Origin of the sequence: Pseudomonas sp. MF6767 (genome assembly GCF_016405475.1) — a bacterium.
Taxonomy (GTDB): Bacteria; Pseudomonadota; Gammaproteobacteria; order Pseudomonadales; family Pseudomonadaceae; genus Aquipseudomonas; species Aquipseudomonas paracarnis.
On the sequence record NZ_JAEKCY010000020.1, the window covers coordinates 73423 to 94381 of the forward strand.

The following is a 20959-nucleotide window of genomic DNA, read 5'->3' on the forward strand; positions in this document are numbered from 1 at the left end:
CTACGCCCTCCCAATTGGCAGCCCTAATAGCGCGCTGCGAAATGGAATTTGTCGAAACGGATCGCCGGAGAAAATTTTAATGAGCAGTGTTGTTGCCATCGTCAAAAGCATTGTTGGTCAAGTTTTCGTTATTTCTCCGGAAGGTGCTCGGCGCGTCCTCGTTGAAGGTGATCGCTTGTTCGCGGGCGACCAGATCGACACCGGTATGTCGGGCGCCGTGAGCCTGGAGCTGGCCGACGGTCGCATGCTGGACCTGGGCCGTGACACCCAGTGGAGCGCCGACCTGCCGGACTCCAGCCTCGACCTCGCCGCTGCCAGCGAGCAAGCCGCGCCATCGGTTGCCGAGCTGCAACAAGCCATCGCCGCTGGCGCCGACCCGACCACCGACCTGGAAGCCACCGCCGCCGGCGCAAACGCTGCCGGTAACGGCGCAGCCGGGGGTGGCCACAGCTTCGTGGTGCTGGATGCGACCGCCGGCCGTGTCGATCCGACCATCGGCTTCCCCACCGGTACGCTTGGTCAGGGCACTTCGGCTCTCAACGCGCTGACCGGTGCCCCAGGCTCCGCTGACGCGGGCAACCTGGTGCTGCAGCCTTCGACCCTGTCCCTGAGCGCAACCCCCACCATCACCGAAGCCGGTGGTGTGCTGACCTACACCGCGACCGTGACGCGACCATCCAGCAGCGACCTTACCGTCACCTTGTCCAATGGCGCGGTGATTACTATCCCGTCAGGCCAACTGACCGGTACGGTCAACGTACCCCTGGCGCCCAACGACACCCCGTACAACGACCCGAGCCAGATCAGCGTGGGCGTTACGGGCACCACCGGTGGCGGCAACCTGGTATTGACCATCGACCCTAACCCGGCCGTGACGCAGATCACCGACACCATCGACACCACCACGGTCACTCTAACGGCTGGTTCGACCGTGACCGAAGGCGGTCAAATCACCTACACCGCCACCTTGACCAACCCGGCGCAGACGCCGGTGAATGTCACCTTGAGCAATGGCTCGGTGATCACGATCAAGGCGGGCGAATCGACGGGTACCGTTGTGGTCGATACACCGGTCAACGACGTCTACAACAATGGTTCGACGGTCAGCACCACGATCACGGGCGCAACGGGCGGTAACTTCGAGAACCTGGTACCGAATACCACGCCAGCGGTTACCACCATTACCGATTCGATCGACACCACCACGGTCACCCTGACCGCGGGTTCGACCGTGACCGAAGGCGGCCAGATCACCTACACCGCCACCTTGACCAACCCGGCGCAGACGCCTGTGAATGTCACCTTGAGCAATGGCTCGGTGATCACCATCAAGGCGGGCGAATCGACGGGTACCGTTGTGGTCGATACGCCGGCCAACGACGTTTACAACAATGGCTCTACCGTCAGCACCACCATCACGGGCGCAACGGGCGGTAACTTCGAGAACCTGGTACCGAATACCACGCCAGCGGTCACCACCATTACCGATTCGATCGACACCACCACGGTCACCCTGACTGCGGGTTCGACCGTAACCGAAGGCGGCCAGATCACCTACACCGCCACCCTGACCAATCCAGCGCAGACCCCGGTGAACGTCACCTTGAGCAATGGCTCGGTGATCACCATCAAGGCCGGTGAGTCGACGGGTACCGTTGTGGTCGATACACCGGTCAACGACGTCTACAACAATGGTTCGACGGTCAGCACCACGATCACGGGCGCAACGGGCGGTAACTTCGAGAACCTGGTACCGAATACCACGCCAGCGGTCACCACCATTACCGATTCGATCGACACCACCACGGTCACCCTGACCGCTGGTTCGACCGTGACCGAAGGCGGTCAGATCACCTACACCGCCACCTTGACCAACCCGGCGCAGACGCCTGTGAATGTCACCTTGAGCAATGGCTCGGTGATCACCATCAAGGCCGGTGAGTCGACAGGCAGCGTTGTCGTTGATACGCCAGCTAATGACGTCTACGTCAACGGCAGCACCGTCAGTACGACGATTACGGGCGCGACTGGCGGCAATTTCGAGAGCCTGGTGCCGAGCACCACGCCAGCGGTTACCACCATTACCGATTCGATCGACACCACCACTGTGACGCTGACAGCCCCAACCGAGGCGAACGAAGGTGGTCAGGTGACGTATACCGCCACGCTTTCCAATAAAGCGGGCACTGATGTCACGTTGAAGTTGGACAACGGCTCAAGCATCACCATCAAAGCTGGCGAAACCGTTGGCACCGTGACCGTGCCCGCCCCTACCGATGACGTGTTCATCGACAAGAGCACCCAAACGGTCAAGATCACCGAAACCACCGGCGGCAACTTCGAAAAACTGGAAGTTGCAGGCAGCGGCGCAACCACCACGATCAACGACACCACCGACAAAGTCGATGTGGTCCTGACCGCTACCACCACCGTTGGCGAAGGCGGCAATATCGTCTACACCGCTAGCCTTGTGGATAAGAACGGCGCGCCGGTGACTAACATCACTAACCCGTTGACCGTCACTTTGGATAACGGTCAGACCATTACTATCGGTGTTAACCAATCCAGCGGCACCGTTACCACCGTGGCGCCAGACGATATTTATAAAGGCGATCAGACCGTCACCGCTGCTATCAAGGGTGTGACCGGCGGCGAGCATTTTGAAAATCTGGTTCCAGGTACTACCCCAGTTAACACGACCGTTACCGATACACCGGGCACCGATAACACCACTACCGTGACACTGACGGCTCCGACCGAGGCGAATGAGGGTGGCGAGATCACTTACACCGCCACGCTTTCCAACAAAGCGGGCACTGACGTCACGCTGAAGTTGGATAACGGCTCAAGCATCACCATCAAAGCTGGCGAAACCGTTGGCACCGTGACCGTCCCTGCGCCTACCGATGACGTGTTCATCGACAAGAGCACGCAGACCGTTCAGATCACCGAGGCCACTGGCGGCAACTTCGAAAAACTCGAAGTGGCAGGCAACGGCGCGACCACCACGATCAACGACACCATCGACAAGGTCGATGTAGTTCTGACGGCCACTACCACTGTCGGCGAAGGCGGCAACATCGTCTACACCGCCAGCCTTGTGGATAAAAACGGCGCACCGGTGACTAACATCACTAACCCGCTGACCGTGACCTTGGATAACGGCAAGACAATCACCATCGGTGTGAACCAGTCGAGTGGCTCTGTCACCACTATCGCGCCGGATGACGTTTATAAAGGCGACCAGACCGTCACTACCGCTATCAAAGGCGTCACTGGTGGCGAGCACTTTGAAAACTTGGTCCCTGGCACGACGGCAGTGAACACCACTGTCACCGACACCCCCGATACCGACAACACAACGACTGTCATCCTGACTGCGCCAAATGCAGTTAACGAAGGTGGCCAGATCACCTACACCGCAACCTTGAGCAACAAGGCCGGCACCGACGTCACGCTGAAACTCGACAACGGCTCAAGCATCACCATCAAGGCTGGCGAAACCGTAGGCACCGTCACTGTCCCTGCGCCTACCGATGACGTGTTCATCGACAAGAGCACACAGACCGTCAAGATCACCGAGACCACTGGCGGCAACTTCGAGAAGTTAGAAGTCGCAGGCAACGGCGCGACCACCACGATCAACGACACCATCGACAAAGTCGACGTAGTCCTGACCGCCACCACCACCGTCGGTGAAGGCGGCAATATCGTCTACACAGCCAGCCTTGTGGATAAAAACGGCGCGCCGGTGACCAACATCACCAACCCGCTGACCGTTACCTTGGACAACGGTAAAACCATCACCATCGGCGTAAACCAATCGAGCGGTAGCGTTTCGGTTGTTGCTCCTGATGATGTGTACAAGGGCGACCAAACCGTCACCACCGCCATCAAAGGCGTGACCGGCGGCGAGCACTTCGAAAATCTGGTTCCAGGTACTACCCCGGTTAACACCACCGTTACTGATACACCGGGCACCGATAACACCACTACCGTAACGCTGACAGCTCCGACCGAGGCGAATGAGGGTGGCCAGATCACTTATACCGCCACGCTTTCCAACAAAGCGGGCACTGACGTCACGCTGAAGTTGGACAACGGCTCGTCGATCACCATCAAGGCTGGCGAAACTGTTGGGACCGTCACCGTGCCCGCCCCTACCGATGACGTGTTCATCGACAAGAGCACGCAGACCGTCAAGATAACCGAGACCACTGGCGGCAACTTCGAGAAGTTAGAAGTCGCAGGCAACGGCGCAACCACCACGATCAACGACACCATCGACAAGGTCGATGTAGTTCTGACGGCCACTACCACTGTCGGCGAAGGCGGCAACATCGTCTACACCGCCAGCCTTGTGGATAAAAACGGCGCGCCGGTGACCAACATCAACAATCCGCTGACGGTGACTTTGGATAACGGCCAGACCATCACTATTGGCGTAAACCAATCGAGCGGTAGCGTTTCGGTTCTAGCTCCTGATGATGTGTACAAAGGCGACCAGACCGTTACCACTGCTATCAAAGGCGTCACTGGCGGCGAGCACTTTGAAAATCTGGCTCCAGGTACTACCCCGGTTAACACCACCGTTACTGATACACCAGGTACAGACAACATCACTACTGTGACGCTGACAGCGCCTAACGCTGTTAACGAAGGTGGACAGATTACGTACACCGCCACGCTTTCCAACAAAGCGGGCACTGACGTAACACTGAAACTCGACAACGGTTCAAGCATCACCATCAAGGCCGGCGACACTGTTGGGACCGTCACCGTGCCCGCCCCTACCGATGACGTGTTCATCGATAAGAGCACCCAGACCGTCAAGATCACCGAAACCAGTGGTGGCAACTTCGAAAAGCTCGAAGTGGCAGGCAGCGGCGCGACCACTACGATCAACGACACCATCGACAAGGTTGATGTAGTTCTGACCGCCACTACCACTGTTGGTGAAGGCGGCAATATCGTCTACACCGCTAGCCTCGTGGATAAAAACGGCGCACCGGTGACCAACATCACCAATCCGCTGACCGTCACCCTCGATAACGGCAAGACCATCACCATTGGCGTAAACCAATCGAGCGGTAGCGTTTCGGTTATTGCTCCTGATGATGTGTATAAGGGCGACCAAACCGTCACCACGGCTATCAAAGGCGTGACTGGCGGCGAGCATTTTGAAAACCTGGTCCCAGGTACAGATAACGTCACTACAACTGTGACTGATACACCGGGTACCGACAACACCACTACCGTGACGCTGACGGCTCCGACCGAGGCGAGCGAAGGTGGTCAGATTACCTATACCGCGACCTTGAGCAACAAGGCTGGCACTGACGTCACCCTGAAGCTGGATAACGGCTCGTCGATCATGATCAAGGCTGGCGACACTGTTGGCACCGTGACTGTCCCTGCGCCTACCGATGACGTGTTCATCGACAAGAGCACGCAGACGGTCAAGATCACCGAAACCACCGGCGGCAATTTCGAAAAACTCGAAGTGGCAGGCGACGGCGCAACCACCACCATCAATGACACCATCGACAAGGTAGATGTGGTCCTGACCGCTACTACCACCGTCGGCGAAGGCGGCAATATCGTCTACACCGCCAGCCTTGTGGATAAAAACGGCGCACCGGTGACCAACATCACCAATCCGCTGACCGTGACCCTGGATAACGGCAAGACCATCACTATTGGCGTAAACCAGTCGAGCGGTTCTATCACCACCATCGCGCCGGATGACGTGTACAAAGGCGACCAGACCGTCACTACCGCCATCAAAGGCGTGACCGGCGGCGAGCACTTTGAAAATCTGGTTCCAGGTACTACCCCGGTTAACACCACCGTTACTGATACACCGGGCACCGATAACACCACTACCGTAACGCTGACAGCTCCGACCGAAGCGAATGAGGGTGGCCAGATCACCTATACCGCGACCTTGAGCAATAAGGCCGGTACCGACGTCACGCTGAAGTTGGATAACGGCTCTTCGATCACCATCAAGGCTGGCGACACGGTTGGCACCGTGACTGTCCCTGCGCCTACCGATGACGTGTTCATCGACAAGAGCACGCAGACGGTCAAGATCACCGAAACCACCGGCGGCAACTTCGAAAAACTGGAAGTTGCAGGCAGCGGCGCAACGACCACGATCAACGACACGATCGACAAAGTTGATGTGGTTCTGACCGCTACCGCCACCGTTGGTGAAGGCGGCAACATCGTCTACACCGCCAGCCTTGTGGATAAAAACGGCGCACCGGTGACTAACATCACCAATCCGCTGACCGTCACCCTCGATAACGGCAAGACCATTACCATTGGTGTGAATCAGTCGAGTGGCTCTATCACCACCATCGCGCCGGATGATGTGTACAAAGGCGACCAAACTGTCACTACCGCCATCAAAAGCGTGACCGGCGGCGAGCACTTCGAAAACCTGGTCCCTGGCACGACGGCAGTGAACACTACTGTCACCGATAACCCTGGCACCGATAACACCACCACCGTTACGTTGACGGCTCCGGCTGAGGCAAACGAAGGTGGTCAGATTACGTACACCGCGACCTTGAGCAACAAGGCCGGTACTGACGTCATCTTGAAGCTGGATAACGGCTCTTCGATCACCATCAAGGCTGGCGACACGGTTGGCACCGTAACCGTGCCCGCGCCGACCGATGACGTGTTCATCGATAAGAGCACTCAGACCGTCAAGATCACCGACGCTTCCGGCGGCAACTTCGAAAAACTGGAAGTTGCAGGTAACGGCGCGACCACCACGATCAACGACACCATCGACAAAGTTGATGTGGTCCTGACGGCCACCACCACCGTTGGTGAAGGCGGCAACATCGTCTACACCGCTAGCCTTGTGGATAAAAACGGTGCGCCGGTGACTAACATCACCAATCCGTTGACCGTCACCTTGGATAATGGCCAGACCATCACCATCGGCGTAAACCAATCGAGCGGTAGCGTTTCGGTTATTGCTCCTGATGATGTGTATAAGGGCGACCAAACCGTCACCACGGCTATCAAAAGCGTGACTGGCGGCGAGCACTTCGAAAACCTGGTCCCTGGCACTACGGCAGTGAACACCACTGTCACCGATACCCCCGGTACCGACAACACAACGACTGTCACCCTGACTGCGCCAAGTGCGGTTAACGAAGGTGGTCAGATTACCTACACCGCGACCTTGAGCAACAAGGCTGGCACTGACGTCACCCTGAAGCTGGATAACGGCTCGTCGATCACGATCAAGGCTGGCGACACTGTTGGCACCGTAACCGTACCCGCGCCTACCGATGACGTGTTCATCGACAAGAGCACCCAAACGGTCAAGATCACCGAAACCACCGGCGGCAACTTCGAAAAACTGGAAGTTGCAGGTAACGGCGCGACCACCACGATCAACGACACCATCGACAAAGTTGATGTGGTCCTGACGGCCACCACCACCGTTGGTGAAGGCGGCAACATCGTCTACACCGCCAGCCTTGTGGATAAAAACGGTGCGCCGGTGACTAACATCACCAATCCGTTGACCGTCACCTTGGATAATGGCCAGACCATCACCATCGGCGTAAACCAGACTAGCGGTAGCGTTTCGGTTCTTGCTCCTGATGATGTCTATAAAGGCGATCAAACCGTCACCACCGCTATCAAGGGTGTTACCGGCGGCGAGCACTTCGAAAATCTGGTTCCAGGTACTACCCCGGTTAACACCACCGTTACTGATACACCGGGCACCGATAACACCACTACCGTAACGCTGACAGCTCCGACCGAAGCGAATGAGGGTGGCCAGATCACCTATACCGCGACCTTGAGCAATAAGGCCGGTACCGACGTCACGCTGAAGTTGGATAACGGCTCTTCGATCACCATCAAGGCTGGCGACACGGTTGGCACTGTGACCGTGCCCGCTCCTAGCGATGACGTGTTCATCGATAAGAGCACTCAGACCGTCAAGATCACCGACGCTTCCGGCGGCAACTTCGAAAAACTGGAAGTTGCAGGCAGCGGCGCAACGACCACGATCAACGACACCATCGACAAGGTCGATGTGGTCCTGACGGCCACCACCACCGTTGGTGAAGGCGGCAACATCGTCTACACCGCCAGCCTTGTGGATAAAAACGGCGCACCGGTGACTAACATCATCAATCCGCTGACCGTCACCCTCGATAACGGCAAGACCATCACCATTGGTGTGAATCAGTCGAGTGGCTCTATCACCACCATCGCGCCGGATGATGTGTACAAAGGCGATCAAACTGTCACTACCGCCATCAAAAGCGTGACCGGCGGCGAGCACTTCGAAAACCTGGTCCCTGGCACGACGGCAGTGAACACTACTGTCACCGATAACCCTGGCACCGATAACACCACCACCGTTACGTTGACGGCTCCGGCTGAGGCAAACGAAGGTGGGCAGATTACGTACACCGCCACGCTGTCCAACAAAGCGGGCACTGACGTAACACTGAAGCTCGACAACGGTTCAAGCATCACCATCAAGGCTGGCGACACCGTTGGCACCGTAACCGTGCCTGCGCCTACCGATGACGTGTTCATCGACAAGAGCACGCAGACCGTTCAGATCACCGAGACCACTGGTGGCAACTTCGAAAAACTGGAAGTCGCAGGGAATGGCGCAACCACCACAATCAACGACACCATCGACAAGGTTGATGTAGTCCTGACCGCGACCACCACCGTTGGCGAAGGCGGCAATATCGTCTACACCGCCAGCCTTGTGGATAAAAACGGCGCACCGGTGACCAACATCACCAATCCGCTCACCGTGACTCTGGACAACGGCAAGACCATCACCATCGGCGTAAACCAATCGAGCGGTAGCGTTTCGGTTCTTGCTCCTGATGATGTGTACAAGGGCGACCAAACTGTCACCACCGCTATCAAGGGTGTGACCGGCGGCGAGCATTTCGAAAATCTGGTCCCTGGCACTACCGCGGTGAACACCACCGTTACGGACACACCGGGTACCGATAACACCACCACGGTTACGCTGACTGCGCCAAGTGCCGTTAACGAAGGCGGCCAGATCACCTACACCGCGACCTTGAGCAACAAGGCCGGTACTGATGTCACCTTGAAGCTGGATAACGGCTCGTCGATCACTATCAAGGCTGGCGACACGGTTGGCACCGTGACCGTGCCCGCTCCTAGCGATGACGTGTTCATCGATAAGAGCACGCAGACCGTCAAGATCACCGACGCTTCCGGCGGCAACTTCGAAAAACTGGAAGTTGCAGGCAACGGCGCAACCACCACGATCAACGACACCATCGACAAAGTCGATGTGGTCCTGACGGCCACCACCTCCGTTGGTGAAGGCGGCAACATCGTCTACACCGCCAGCCTTGTGGATAAAAACGGTGCGCCGGTGACTAACATCACCAACCCGTTGACCGTCACCTTGGATAACGGCCAGACCATCACCATTGGCGTAAACCAGACTAGCGGTAGCGTTTCGGTTCTTGCTCCTGATGATGTCTATAAAGGCGATCAAACCGTCACCACCGCTATCAAGGGTGTGACCGGCGGCGAGCATTTCGAGAATCTGGTCCCTGGCACTACCGCGGTGAACACCACCGTTACTGATACACCGGGCACCGATAACACCACTACCGTAACGCTGACAGCACCGACCGAAGCGAATGAGGGTGGCCAGATCACCTATACGGCGACCTTGAGCAATAAGGCCGGTACTGACGTCACGCTGAAGTTGGATAACGGCTCTTCGATCACTATCAAGGCTGGCGACACCGTTGGCACTGTGACCGTGCCTGCGCCTAGCGATGACGTGTTCATCGACAAGAGCACCCAGACCGTACAGATCACCGAAACCACTGGCGGCAACTTCGAAAAACTCGAAGTTGCAGGCAGCGGCGCAACCACCACCATCAACGACACCATCGACAAAGTCGATGTGGTTCTGACCGCCACTACCACCGTTGGAGAGGGCGGCAATATCGTCTACACCGCCAGCCTTGTGGATAAAAACGGCGCGCTGGTGATTAACATCACCAATCCGTTGACCGTCACCTTGGATAATGGCCAGACCATCACCATCGGCGTAAACCAGACTAGCGGTAGCGTTTCGGTTCTTGCTCCTGATGATGTCTATAAAGGCGATCAAACCGTCACCACCGCTATCAAAGGCGTAACCGGCGGCGAGCATTTCGAGAACCTGGTGCCGGGCACTACCGCGGTGAACACCACCGTTACGGACACACCGGGTACCGACAACACCACTACTGTGACGCTGACAGCGCCAAGTGCCGTTAACGAAGGTGGTCAGATCACCTACACCGCGACCTTGAGCAATAAGGCCGGCACCGACGTCACGCTGAAACTCGACAATGGTTCAAGCATCACCATTAAGGCTGGCGACACTGTTGGCACCGTCACTGTCCCTGCGCCTACCGATGACGTGTTTATCGATAAAAGCACCCAGACCGTTAAGATCGCCGAGACCACCGGCGGCAATTTCGAAAAACTCGAAGTGGCAGGCGACGGCGCAACCACCACCATCAATGACACCATCGACAAGGTAGATGTGGTCCTGACCGCTACTACCACCGTCGGCGAAGGCGGCAATATCGTCTACACCGCCAGCCTTGTGGATAAAAACGGCGCACCGGTGACCAACATCACCAACCCGTTGACCGTTACCTTGGACAACGGCAAGACCATCACCATCGGCGTAAACCAATCAAGCGGTAGCGTTTCGGTTGTTGCTCCTGATGACGTGTACAAGGGCGACCAGACCGTCACCACTGCTATCAAAGGCGTGACCGGCGGCGAGCATTTCGAGAATCTGGTCCCTGGCACTACCGCGGTGAACACCACCGTTACGGACACTCCGGGTACCGACAACACCACTACTGTGACGCTGACAGCGCCTAACGCTGTTAACGAAGGTGGACAGATTACGTACACCGCCACGCTGTCCAACAAGGCGGGGACCGACGTCACGCTGAAACTCGACAACGGCTCGTCGATCACCATCAAGGCTGGCGAAACCGTTGGTACTGTGACCGTCCCTGCGCCTACCGATGACGTGTTCATCGACAAGAGCACTCAGACCGTCAAGATCACCGACGCTTCCGGCGGCAACTTCGAAAAACTCGAAGTCGCAGGTAACGGCGCAACCACCACGATCAACGACACCATCGACAAGGTGGATGTAGTTCTGACCGCCACCACTACCGTGGGTGAAGGCGGCAATATCGTCTATACCGCCAGCCTTGTGGATAAGAACGGCGCGCCGGTGACCAACATCACCAACCCGCTCACCGTTACCTTGGACAACGGCAAGACCATCACCATCGGCGTAAACCAATCGAGCGGTAGCGTTTCGGTTCTTGCTCCTGATGATGTGTACAAGGGCGACCAAACTGTCACCACCGCTATCAAAGGCGTGACCGGCGGCGAGCATTTCGAGAACCTGGTGCCGGGCACTACCGCGGTGAACACCACCGTTACGGACACTCCGGGTACCGACAACACCACTACTGTGACGCTGACAGCGCCTAACGCTGTTAACGAAGGCGGACAGATTACGTACACCGCCACGCTGTCCAACAAGGCGGGCACTGACGTAACGCTGAAACTCGACAACGGTTCTTCGATCACCATCAAGGCTGGCGACACTGTTGGCACTGTGACCGTGCCCGCTCCTAGCGATGACGTGTTCATCGACAAGAGCAGCCAGACCGTCAAGATTACTGACGCTTCCGGCGGCAACTTCGAAAAACTCGAAGTCGCAGGTAACGGCGCAACCACCACGATCAACGACACCATCGACAAGGTGGATGTAGTTCTAACTGCTACAACTACCGTCGGCGAAGGCGGCAATATCGTCTACACCGCCAGTCTTGTGGATAAAAACGGCGCACCGGTGACCAACATCACCAACCCGTTGACCGTTACCTTGGACAACGGCAAGACCATCACCATTGGTGTGAATCAGTCGAGTGGCTCTATTACAACCATCGCGCCGGATGATGTGTACAAAGGCGATCAAACTGTCACTACCGCCATCAAAGGCGTGACCGGCGGCGAGCACTTTGAAAATCTGGTTCCAGGTACTACCCCAGTTAACACGACCGTTACCGATACACCGGGTACCGACAACACCACGACTGTCACCTTGACTGCGCCAAGTGCTGTTAACGAAGGTGGCCAGATCACGTACACCGCCACGCTGTCCAACAAAGCGGGCACTGACGTCACCCTGAAGCTGGATAACGGTTCGTCGATCACGATCAAGGCTGGCGACACTGTTGGCACCGTAACCGTGCCTGCCCCTACCGATGACGTGTTTATCGATAAGAGCACGCAGACCGTCAAGATCACCGACGCCTCCGGCGGCAACTTCGAAAAACTGGAAGTTGCAGGCAGCGGCGCAACCACCACGATCAACGACACCATCGACAAGGTGGATGTAGTTCTGACCGCCACCACTACCGTGGGTGAAGGCGGCAACATCGTCTACACGGCCAGCCTTGTGGATAAAAATGGCGCACCGGTGACCAACATCACCAATCCGCTGACCGTGACCCTGGATAACGGCAAAACCATCACCATCGGCGTAAACCAATCGAGCGGTAGCGTTTCGGTTGTTGCTCCTGATGACGTGTACAAGGGCGACCAGACCGTCACCACTGCTATCAAAGGCGTGACCGGCGGCGAGCACTTCGAAAATCTGGTTCCAGGTACTACCCCGGTTAACACCACCGTTACTGATACACCGGGCACCGATAACACCACGACTGTCACCTTGACTGCGCCAAGTGCTGTTAACGAAGGTGGCCAGATCACGTACACCGCCACGCTGTCCAACAAAGCGGGCACTGACGTCACGCTGAAACTCGACAACGGTTCAAGCATCACCATCAAGGCTGGCGAAACTGTTGGTACCGTAACCGTGCCTGCGCCGACCGATGACGTGTTTATCGATAAGAGCACGCAGACCGTCAAAATCACTGACGCTTCCGGCGGCAACTTCGAAAAACTGGAAGTTGCAGGCAACGGCGCCACCACCACGATCAACGACACCATCGACAAAGTCGATGTGGTCCTGACCGCCACCACCACCGTTGGCGAAGGCGGCAACATCGTTTACACCGCCAGCCTTGTGGATAAGAACGGCGCGCCGGTGACCAACATCACCAATCCGCTGACCGTGACCCTGGATAACGGCAAAACCATCACCATCGGCGTAAACCAATCGAGCGGTAGCGTTTCGGTTCTTGCTCCTGATGACGTGTACAAGGGCGACCAGACCGTCACCACTGCTATCAAAGGCGTGACCGGCGGCGAGCATTTCGAGAATCTGGTCCCTGGCACTACCGCGGTGAACACCACCGTTACGGACACTCCGGGTACCGACAACACCACTACTGTGACGCTGACAGCGCCTAACGCTGTTAACGAAGGTGGCCAGATTACGTACACCGCCACGCTGTCCAACAAGGCGGGGACCGACGTCACGCTGAAGTTGGACAACGGCTCGTCGATCACAATCAAGGCTGGCGAGACCGTGGGCACCGTAACTGTGCCTGCGCCTACCGATGACGTGTTCATCGACAAGAGCACTCAGACCGTCAAGATCACCGACGCTTCCGGCGGCAACTTCGAAAAACTGGAAGTGGCAGGCAACGGCGCAACCACCACGATCAACGACACCATCGACAAGGTGGATGTAGTTCTGACCGCCACCACCACCGTTGGCGAAGGCGGCAACATCGTCTACACCGCCAGCCTTGTGGATAAAAACGGCGCAGCGGTGACCAACATCACCAATCCGCTGACCGTCACCTTGGACAATGGCAAAACCATCACCATCGGTGTGAATCAGTCGAGCGGTTCCATCACCACCGTAGCGCCAAACGACGTCTACAAAGGCGACCAAACCGTCACCACCGCCATCAAAGGCGTGACCGGTGGCGAGCATTTCGAGAACCTCGTGCCGGGCACGACGGCGGTGAACACCACCGTCACCGACACACCAGGCTCCACCGACCTGACCACCGTCACCTTGACTGCCCCGACCGCGGTCAACGAAGGCGGCCAGATCACCTACACCGCCACCTTGAGCAACAAGGCCGGCAGCGACATGCTGGTCCAGCTCGACAACGGTTCGAGCATCACCATCAAGCAAGGTGAGACCATGGGCACGGTGACCGTCCCGGCGCCTACCGATGACGTGTTCATCGACAAGAGCACCCAGACCGTCAAGATCACCGGCACCACCGGCGGCAATTTCGAGGGTGTGACCATCACACCTGCGGGCGCCACGACCACCATCAACGACACCATCGACGACGTGACCGTGGTACTCAAGGCCACCGGTTCGGTCAGCGAAGGCGGGCAGATCGTCTACACCGCGTCCCTGGTCGACAAGAACGGCGCGGCCGTGAACAACGTGGGCTCCGACTTGGTGGTAAGGCTGGATAACGGCTCGACCATCACCATCGGCAGTGGCAAGTCCACCAGCTTCACGACAGCTACCGCACCGAACGATGCCTATGTCGGCGCCAATGATGTCAGCGCCAAGATCACCGGCGTGGTCAGCGGTGGCGACAAGTACGAGCATCTGATTGTTGACGCCAGCCCCGCGGTCACCAAGGTCACGGATGTAGTGACGGATACCAAAATCAGCATAACGGGCGATGGCTCGGTCACTGAAGGTGGCACAGCCCACTACACCCTGACCTTGACCAACCCGCCGCAAACCGACGTAACCGTGACGCTCAAATACAGCGGCACCGCCACTGACGGTTCGGACTTCACCGGCGTGTACACCGTGAAGATCCCGGCAGGCTCCAGCAGCGTGCCGTTTGATATCCGCACGCTCGACGACAAGATCACCGAGCCTACGGAACAGATCGTTATCACCATCGACAAGGTCACCGGAGGCAACTTCGAGAACCTGGTGATCGACAAAGGCACCGTCACCACCAACATCCTCGACAACGATGCGCCGCCGGTGATCGACCTGGATGCCAACAACTCCAGCGGCGCCACGGGTGCCGATTACAAGACGACATTTACCGAGGGTACCGCCGGGCCGGGCGTGTCGATCGCCGATACGGATATCAAGATCACTGACCCAGACAGCACACTGCTGACGGGCGCGACGGTCACGCTGACCAACGCACAGGCCGGTGATGCCCTGAACCTGGGCAATAGCGTGAATGGCATCAGCGTCAGCACCAACAACCAGACGGGCACTATTACCCTGACGTTGTCCGGCAGCGCAACGCTGGCTGACTACATGCAACGTATCCAGAACATCACGTTCACCAACAACAGCCACGACCCGAGCACCACACCGCGCACCATCACCGTGACGGTGACCGATGGCGGCAACTACTCCAACGTGGCCACCACCACCGTCAACGTGGTAGCGGTCAACGATGCACCAGTGGCCACTGGCGGTGCTGTGACCGGTACGGAAGACACGGCGCTGGCCCTGACCTGGGCCAACTTCGGCGTGAGCGATGTGGACTCGCCACAAGCCAGCCTCGGGGTGAAAATCACCGACCTGCCAGTAGCCGGCAAGCTGCAATACCTTGCGGCGGACGGCAGCACCTGGACCAACGTGACCAGCGGCCAGACCTTTACCAAGGCCCAGATCGATGGCGGCCAACTGCGCTTTATGCCGAACGCCAACGAGTCCGGCGCCGACGGTTACGGCGGCACTGGCGTGGGTAACAAGCAGGCGGATTACGCGCAGTTCAAGTTCCAGCCAACCGATGGCAAGGACCTGGGCACCAGCGCTACGGTGAAAGTCGATATCACCCCAGTGGCCGACGCACCGACCCTGAGCGTGGCCGACAACAACGTTGCCTCGACCGGCCTGGTCAAACAGGGCTGGAACAGCATCGCCGGCCTCGGCAACAACGGCAACGGTGCTGCACCGGACGTGCTGAAAAAAGCCATCGATAACGCGGGCACACCCAACAGCACCTCTGTGGTGACCAACGTCGAGTCCGTCGACAACGTGGCCGCTGGCTCTGGTTCCAAGATCTCCGGCCTGATCTACATGGAAGCGGGCAAGAGCTACACCTTCAGCGGTATCGCGGATGACAGCGTGGTGGTCAACGTTGGCGGTAAAGACGTTGCGAGCGGTTTGTGGGGTACCAACAGCGGCAAGTTCAGCGGCTCGTTCACGCCAACGACCACTGGTTACTACAGCCTTGAGATCTACCAGGCCAACCAAGCGGGGCCTGGCAGCTTTGACGTCAACCTGTCGGTCAACGGCGGGGCGGTGCAGAACCTGAGCACCAGCACCGTGCCGCTGTACACCGGCCTTACCGACCTGACCAACGCCGGCGTCACCGTATCCGACCTGCATGGCAGCAACGGTGACGGTTACTACGTGGGCTACAAGCTCAACGAAGGCCAGGAAAACGGCACGGTCAAATTGTCCAAGGTCACCACCGCGCTGACCGACACCGACGGCTCCGAAACCCTGAGCGTGAAGATCAGCGGCATTCCGGCAGGCTCGGTACTGACCGACGCGTCTGGGCACACCTTTACTGCGGGTAAAACCGTGGGCGAAGTGAATGTCACGGGCTGGGACCTGAACACCCTGACCATCAAGCCGCCGACCTACTACAGCGGTCAGTTCAACCTGACGGTCACTTCGACGTCCACCGAGAGCATCGGCGGTTCAGCGACCACCACCGCGCAATTGCCCGTCACGGTGCACCCAGCGACCTACAATTCGGTCACCGGCACCTCGGGCAGCGACACCATCAATGGCAGCGATGGCAACGACATTGTCGTGGCCGACGTCGCCGGCTTGAACGTGGTGCAGGGCAAGAACTACAACATCGCGTTCATGATCGATACATCGGGCAGTATGGGTGCGGACTCGATAGCAGCGGCAAAAACCTCGCTGACCACCACGTTCAACTCGCTGAAAAACAGTATCGGCGCCAGCACTTCTGGCACTGTGAATATCTTCCTGGCGGATTTCAGCGACCAGGTCAATCGCACGGTGACAGTCAACCTGAAAGACCCAGGTGCATTGGACTCGCTGCAGAAAGTCCTGGATTCCATGGTGTCTACCGGCGGGACCAACTACGAAGACGTGTTCAAGGCCGCGGCCAACTTCTTCAAGAGTGCCCAGGCGACTGGCAACACTGGCGCTATCAATACAACGTACTTCATCACCGATGGTCAGCCGACGTTTTACCAAGCGTCCGAGCAGACCAACCCATACTTGTACGGCAACGTCAGGCTCGATGATGTCGTCACCATGAACAACTACACCATAGGTACCGCCACCCGGATCAACATCGATTCGAATAACTACCTTGATATCAACTCTGCCGGCAAGGTAACCCTCTGGTCTTACGGCTGGGGGTACAACAAGGGAATCATCCACGCCCAAGGGGATGGCACCTATGAAATATCGGTGCAAGGCGGCCTCGGCTACGATACCGACTACTCCACCACCCTCAACTCCAACAGCGCGTTCGCACTGCTTAAAGGTCTGTCCACAGGTGGCGTAGAAGCCATCGGCCTCAACAGTGGGGTCAGCCTGAATCAGTTGGCACCGTACGACAGCGATGGCAAGCCACAGGCCAACATCGATCCGAAGGACCTGGCCAACGCTATCCTCGGCCACACAGAGGCGACGTTGCCGGGCGCGGACACCGTCAGCGGTGGCGACGGCAACGACATCCTCTTCGGCGACCTGGTGAGCTTCAGCGGGATCAATGGCGAGGGTTACAACGCGCTGCAGGCCTTTGTCGCACAGAAGACCGGCGTGGCTGTCTCGGCAGTGACTGCCTCTAACGTTCACCAGTACGTCACCGAGCACTATGTGGACTTCGACGTCTCCGGCGCCAAAGATGCCGGCGATACACTGTTGGGCGGGGCTGGCGATGACATCCTGTTCGGCCAGGGCGGCAACGACCTTCTGGACGGCGGCAAAGGCAATGACATCCTGCTGGGTGGCACGGGTAACGACACGTTGATTGGCGGCCAGGGCAACGACATCCTGATCGGTGGCTCGGGGGCCGACACCTTCGTGTGGAAGGCGGGCGACATCGGCAACGATGTGATCAAGGACTTCAAGGCGTCCGAAGGCGACCGCATTGACCTGCGCGATTTGTTGAAAGGTGAAACCGACAGCACCATCGACAATTACCTCAAGATCACCACGGTAGAAGGTGTGTCGACCCTGCAAGTGAGCAGTGAAGGCAAGCTCAACGCCGCCGGTGGCCTGGCCAATGCTGATGTGACGATCAAACTGGAAGGCAACGATTGGTCCCACACCAGCATCAACTCGCTGATCAGTGGTGCCGACCCGACCATCAAGATCGATCACACCTAAGACGCGATTGATCGGCCGCCCTTCCAGGCGGCCGATTTTTTGGCCTACGGGTCGCTGGCCCTGGCGGACGGCGCATCGCATACTCACGCCCATACACGCAGCGTTGACCTATGCTGTTGAACGCCTGTGGCGCATTTTCGAGGGGTTGTTATGTTTTACGTGCAACGTGATGCACAGGGCGCGCTGGTTCGCGTAGAGGCCGCTGCCTTTACCGAATCCACTGAAACCCTGCCGGCCGATCACCATGAGATACAGGCCTGGTACGCCAACGAAGTGGTGGAAACCAGCCTGGCCCAGCTCAAGCAGAGCGACTTTGAGATGATCCGGGTGCTGGATGACTTGATCCAGGTGCTGACCCGCAAGGGGGTGATCAGCGTGACCGACCTGCCGCCGGCAGCCCAGGCCAAGTTGATGGACCGTAACCAGGCGAGGGAAGCGTTGGGTGGGTTGAGCCAGTTGATCGATGATGACGAGAAAGGATTGATTTAATCCAACCGCTCCTACCCCTGTAGGAGCGAGCTTGCTCGCGAAAAACTGAAATCGCCACGGGGCATCAGGTTTTGCGCGTTATTGTTGGCGATCTTCGCGAGCAAGCTCGCTCCTACAGGTGAATTATTTCCAGGGCGCGGGCTCGCCAAACAGTTGGCCCTGCACGCCGAAAATCCCCATCTCACGAATCACCTTCAGTTCGCCCTCGGTCTCTACACGTTCGGCAATCAACGGCAGGTCGATGCTATGGGCCGCTCGCTGGATGGCCTCGATAAACAGGCGCTTGTCGCTTTCCTGGTCGATGGCGCGAATGTAGCTGCCGTCGATCTTCAGGTACGCCAAGCCCAGGCGCGCCAGGTTGCCGATGATGCTGAACCGCCCACCGAAACGTTGCAGGCTGAGGGAGAAGCCCAGTTCGCGCAGGCGCTGGGTCATCTGTTCCAGCACGGGCTGCTCAGGCAGTTGCTCCTCACCAATCTCCAGGGTGAGGCGCGGGCCCAGGTTGCTGTGCTGGCGTAGCAGGTCATAAACGCGGTTCAGGGCCTGGGTATCTTGCAAGGTTGCGGCCGAAAGATTCAGCGCCAGGTTCTCGGTGTGGCTGGCCATCTGCTTGAGCACCTGCTCCAGCATCAGGCGGTCCAGGCGGGCGGACCAACCAAAGCGCTCAAGCCACGGCAGGAAGCGCCCGGCCGGTATGGTGTGGCCGTCTTCGTCCTGCAAGCGCGACAGTACCTTGTAATGCAAGACCAATTGTGGGTCCTGGCTGGCGACAACCGGCTGGAAGTACAGCTGGAAGCGCTGCTGGGTCAGGGCCTGGTCCAACAAGGTGTGCCAGGCATGGTGATCGTCTCCCACGCTGGCGGCGGCGCTGCGGTCCAGGCACACCCAACTGGTGTCGCCCTGCGCTTGGGCCTGGGCCAGGGCCTGGTCGGCCAGGGTCAGCAGGGCTTGGGGCGCGTCGCCATGGCTGAACGGCGCCAGGCCGATATAGGCGACCGGCGTAACGTCACTGGCGCCGGTCGCTTGCAGGCTGAGCAAAGTGCTTTCCAGGTTTTGCGCCAGCTGCATCGCTTCTTCACGCATCAACCCCGGCGCCAGCACGGCGAACTCACCGCCACGAATACGGGTGACGAGGTTATGGGTTTCCGGGTACGGCGCGCACTGGCGCAGTAGTTGTTCGCCAACCGCTTGCAGTAACTGGTCGGTGCGCTGGCCACCCAGGCGCTGGTTGAGGCCGGCCAGGTCCTTGACCCGCAGCAGCAGAAGGTAGCCGGAGTTGGTCTCTTCCGGGTTACTGACGCGGGCGTTGAGCTGCATCTCGAAATAACGGCGGTTGGCGAGGCCGGTGAGGTTGTCCTGATAGGATTCGGTGCGCAGTTTTTCGCTACGCTCGGCCTGTTCCTGGAACAGCGCCTTGAGCTTTTCCACCATCTGGTTCATGGCCTGCACCACCCGCCGCAGTTCAGGCGTGCGGGGCAAGTCAGGCAGGCTGAGGAACTCGCGGCGGGCAATGGCGTGGGACTGTTTGACCATATAGTCCAACGGCTTCAATTGCCGGCGCAGCAGCAGCCCACCGAGCACCACGCTGACCGCACCGCACAAGAGCAACCAGCCCAGGCTACCCAGGGCGCTTTGCCAGAGCTTGGCCAGGGCGAACATCGGATGGCTGACCACTTCTACCCGTGCGGCCTGTTCCCAGCCACGGCTGACCAGGGCATCACCGCCCGCCGGCTCCAGTCCGATCAGCTTGACGAACCAGTTGGGCACGCCGTTGTTGTCGGGAATACCGCTGCGCTCGACGATGGTTTTGTCGGTGGCCAGGTCCACGACGCGGATGCTGGCATAGTAACCGCTGTCGAAGATCGAGCTGACCAACAGCTCCACCATGGCTGGGTCATCGATATTCGGGGTGAGCGACAGCGCCAATGCCGTCGCGGCATCCTGGGCGTGGGAGCGCAATTGGTTGACGTATTGGGTGCGCGAGCTTTCCAGGCTGACCATGAAGCTGCCGCTGAAGGCGACCACCAGGAACAGACAGATTGCGATCAATAGCTGTTTGAACAGAGACATCCG

Annotated in this window: 3 protein-coding genes; 2 read left to right on the plus strand and 1 reads right to left on the minus strand. The window is 58.4% G+C overall.

Annotated elements, in window-relative coordinates; all coding sequences use genetic code 11:
- Positions 1-79 precede the first annotated feature (79 nt).
- Positions 80-18397: a retention module-containing protein gene (locus tag JFT58_RS24725; RefSeq protein WP_054896856.1), complete on the plus strand. Its 18318-nt coding sequence runs from the start codon at positions 80-82 to the stop codon at positions 18395-18397.
- Positions 18398-18547: 150 nt separating this feature from the next.
- Positions 18548-18886: a hypothetical protein gene (locus tag JFT58_RS24730; RefSeq protein ID WP_054896857.1), complete on the plus strand. Its 339-nt coding sequence runs from the start codon at positions 18548-18550 to the stop codon at positions 18884-18886.
- Positions 18887-19009: 123 nt separating this feature from the next.
- Here the strand turns inward: JFT58_RS24730 and lapD are convergent, their stop codons facing one another.
- Complete coding sequence (gene lapD, locus JFT58_RS24735) at positions 19010-20956, minus strand: cyclic di-GMP receptor LapD (protein WP_034125402.1); 1947 nt, start codon at positions 20954-20956, stop codon at positions 19010-19012.
- Between the last annotated feature and the right edge of the window lie 3 nt (positions 20957-20959).